This window comes from Streptomyces sp. SID14478 (assembly GCF_010548525.1).
GTDB lineage: Bacteria > Actinomycetota > Actinomycetes > Streptomycetales > Streptomycetaceae > Streptomyces.
This window is the reverse complement of sequence record NZ_JAAGMG010000308.1, coordinates 1-3,778: the sequence shown is the minus strand read 5'-3', so window position 1 is coordinate 3,778 and position 3,778 is coordinate 1. Positions and strand designations below refer to the sequence as shown.

The following is a 3,778-nucleotide window of genomic DNA, read 5'->3' as shown; positions in this document are numbered from 1 at the left end:
GACTTCCTCGCGGCGGCGGCCCGGGCCCGCGGCGGCCGCACGCTCGCGGTCGGCCTCGCCTTCGGCGCCTTCGGCTTCCTGGCGCACCGGATGCGCCGCCGGTACGGCACGTATCTGGTGCTGCTCGGCGGCGGTTTCACTGCGGGGCTCACGCTGATCGTGTCGGGGTGGCGGTGAGCGCGGGGCGAGGCCTTCGTCCGGCAGGAAAGAACACCGCCCCCGGCCGGGGTGGGGCCCGTGGCCGGGGGCGGGATCAGGGGGCGAGCGGTGCTCGCCGGTCGGGCGGTCAGCCCATGTGCGGGTACGTGTAGTCCGTCGGCGGGACCAGCGTCTCCTTGATGGCGCGGGTCAGCGTCCAGCGCGTCAGGTTCTGCGGGGCGCCGGCCTTGTCGCAGGTGCCGGAGGCGCGGCCGCCGCCGAAGGGCTGCTGGCCGACGACTGCGCCGGTCGACTTGTCGTTGATGTAGAAGTTGCCCGCGGCGTAGCGCAGCTTCTCCATCGTGTGCGCGGCGGCGGCACGGTCGTTGGCGATGACCGAACCCGTGAGCGCGTAGTCCGAGGCCGACTCCATCTGCTCCAGCATGGCGTCGTACTGGTCGGCCGAGCTGTCGTCGTACACGTGCACGGCGAGGATCGGGCCGAAGTACTCGGTCGTGAAGACCTCGTTGGCCGGGTCGGTGCACTCGATGACGGTCGGGCGCACGAAGTAGCCGGTCGAGTCGTCGTACGTGCCGCCCGCGACGATCGTGCAGGACGCGTCGTCCTTGGCGCGGTCGATCGCGGCCTTGTTCTTGGCGAAGGAGCGGTCGTCGATGACGGCGCCGATGAAGTTCGACAGGTCGGTGACGTCGCCCATGGTGATGGCGTCGACCTCGGCGACGAACTCCTCCTTGAACCCGTCGTTCCAGATGGACGCCGGGATGTAGGCGCGCGAGGACGCGGAGCACTTCTGGCCCTGGTACTCGAAGGAGCCGCGGGTCAGCGCCGTCTTGAGGACGGCGCGGTCGGCGCTCGGGTGGGCGACGACGAAGTCCTTGCCGCCCGTCTCGCCGACGAGGCGCGGGTACGTGCGGTACTTCTCGATGTTGTTGCCGACCGTCTTCCACAGGTGCTGGAAGGTCTTGGTCGAGCCCGTGAAGTGGATGCCCGCCAGGTCGCGGTGGTTCAGGGCCACCTCGGAGACGGCGAGGCCGTCACCGGTCACCAGGTTGATGACGCCCTTGGGCAGGCCGGCCTCCTCCAGGAGCTGGAGCAGCAGGACGGCGGCGTGCGTCTGCGTCGGGGACGGCTTCCACACCACGACGTTGCCCATGAGGGCGGGGGCGGTGGGCAGGTTGCCCGCGATGGCCGTGAAGTTGAACGGCGTGATCGCGTAGACGAAGCCCTCGAGCGGGCGGTGGTCCATGCGGTTCCACACGCCGGTGGAGTTGGCCGGCGGCTGCTCGGCGAGCAGGTTGCGGGCGTAGTGGACGTTGAAGCGCCAGAAGTCGACGAGCTCGCACGGGGTGTCGATCTCGGCCTGCTGGGCGGTCTTCGACTGGCCGAGCATCGTGGAGGCGGCCATGGTCTCGCGCCACGTCGTGGAGAGCAGCTCGGCGGCGCGCAGGATGATCGCGGCGCGGTCGTCGAAGGCCATCGCGCGCCAGGCGGGGGCGGCGGCCAGGGCGGCGTCGACCGCGTCCTGGGCGTCCTGCTCCGTGGCGTTGGCGTACGTGCCGATGACGGCCTTGTGGTTGTGCGGCTGCACGACGTCGAAGCGCTCGCCGCCACCCATCCGCCGCTCGCCGCCGATGGTGCAGGTCAGCTCGATCGGGTTCTCGGCCAGCTCCTTGAGCTTGGCCTCCAGGCGGGCACGCTCCGGGGAACCGGGGGCGTAGCCGTGCACCGGCTCGTTGACCGGGGCGGGGACCTGGGTCACGGCGTCCAGCGTCATGGGTCCGTATCTCCTTCGGGGGGTCGGGGAGGTTCGGTTGAGCGAAGTGGGTGCCCTACGAGAGGGAGGCTCAGCCCTTGGTGAGGATCGAGCGGGCGAAGAAGAGCAGGTTGGCCGGCTTCTCCGCGAGGCGGCGCATGAAGTATCCGTACCAGTCGGTGCCGTACGCGGTGTAGACACGCATCCGGTGGCCCTCGGCGGTGAGCCGCAGGTGCTCGTCGCTGCGGATCCCGTACAGCATCTGGAACTCGTACTCGTCCAGCTTGCGCCCGGCGCGGCGGCCGAGCTCCTGGGCGATGGAGATCAGGCGCGGGTCGTGGGACCCGATCATCGGGTACCCGGAACCCTCCATGAGGATGCGCATGATGCGCACGTACGCCTTGTCGACCTCGGCCTTGTCCTGGTACGCGACCTCGGCGGGCTCCTTGTAGGCGCCCTTCACGATGCGTACGCGGCTGCCGGCGGCGGCGAGGCGGCGGGCGTCGTCCTCGGTACGGAAGAGGTAGGCCTGGATGACGCAGCCGGTCTGCGGGAAGTCCTTCCGCAGCTCCTCGTGGATGGCGAACATCGAGTCGAGGGTGGTGTGGTCCTCGGCGTCCAGGGTGACCGTGGTGCCGATGGCGGCGGCGGCGATGACGACCGGGCGGACGTTGGCGAGGGCCAGCTCGTGGCCGCCTTCGAGCGCCTGGCCGAACATCGACAGCTTCACGGACATCTCGGCGCGGGCGCCCAGGCCCAGCTCCTTGAGGCGGCCGATCAGCTCCAGGTAGGCGTCGCGCGCCGCGTGGGACTGCTCGACGGTGGTGATGTCCTCACCGACGACGTCCAGGGTGACCTCGAGTCCCTTGGCGGCCGCGTCCTCGATCACCGGCACGACGTCGTCGACGCTCTCGCCGGCGATGAACCGGTCGACCACCTGCTTGGTGCCCGGCGCCGCCGACACGAAGGCGCGCATCTTGTCGCTGCGCGACGCGGCGAGGATCAGGGGAGCCAGCACGGGGCACCTCCACGGAGCATGAGTTGCGGACAGGCCGAAGCACCGCAAAGCGGGAACGGCACGGGGAACCACCGTGAAATCTAAGGATCCCTCCGATCCTGTGCCATCGACAGCTGTCACGCATCTGTGGCCGCCACCTCAGACATCTGTATGAAGGTGCGCCCGGGGTGCGCGAGAATGGCGGGGTGAAGGGCGACTACCAGGAACTGGTCGACGAGATCTCGGCGCTGCTCGGCGCCCCCGCGACGCTGGAGAACCGCGATTTCCGGCTGATCGCGTTCGGTCAGCAGGTCAGCGCCGACGAGTACGACGAGACCGCCCTCGACCCGGTCCGCACCCGCTCGATCCTCACGCGCGGCTCCACCTCCGCCGTGCGCGCCTGGTTCGAGGGCTTCGGCATCGCCCGCGCCACGGAACCGGTCCGCATCCCGGCCACCCCCGAGGCCGGCGTCTACCGCGGCCGCGTCTGCCTCCCGGTCCGCCACAGGGGCATCGTCCTCGGCTACGTATGGCTCCTCGACGACGAGCCGGGCCCCACGCAGGAGCAGCTGGACGCGGCGATGGAGGTGGCCGGGCGGATCGGCGCGCAGCTCGCCGACGAGGCGCAGGCGGGCGCCGACCTGACCCGCGAGTTCCACTCGGTGCTGACGGCGGAGCGCGGCTGGCAGCGGGACATGGCGGTGGCGGCGCTGCGCACGGCGCTCGGCGGCCGCGCCGACGGGCTGCACACCGTGGTGTGCGTGGCCCCCTGGCCGTCGGCCGACCCGGACGACGCGCCGTCCGTGCGCACCCTGCCCGCGGCGGACGCGCTGTGCACGGTGCCGTGGGGGGTGACGGGCCAGTGCCTG

General features: G+C 70.9%; 2 protein-coding genes and 1 pseudogene. 1 reads left to right on the top strand and 2 read right to left on the bottom strand.

The features are described from left to right. Window positions 1-286: 286 nt before the first annotated feature. Both pruA and G3I40_RS10480 read right to left on the bottom strand, forming a co-directional pair. The gene (gene pruA, locus G3I40_RS10485) at window positions 287-1,927 is read right to left on the bottom strand and encodes an L-glutamate gamma-semialdehyde dehydrogenase (RefSeq protein ID WP_164301887.1); all 1,641 of its coding nucleotides are present in this window, start codon (window positions 1,925-1,927) and stop codon (window positions 287-289) included. Between the two features lie 76 nt (window positions 1,928-2,003). Next, window positions 2,004-2,930, bottom strand: a complete 927-nt coding sequence (locus tag G3I40_RS10480; protein ID WP_164301886.1) for a proline dehydrogenase family protein — start codon at window positions 2,928-2,930, stop codon at window positions 2,004-2,006. 167 nt (window positions 2,931-3,097) lie between these two features. On the opposite strand from G3I40_RS10480, the pseudogene G3I40_RS10475 reads away from it, so the two are divergent. Continuing rightward, a pseudogene (locus G3I40_RS10475) lies at window positions 3,098-3,778 on the top strand (PucR family transcriptional regulator); the annotation flags it as partial.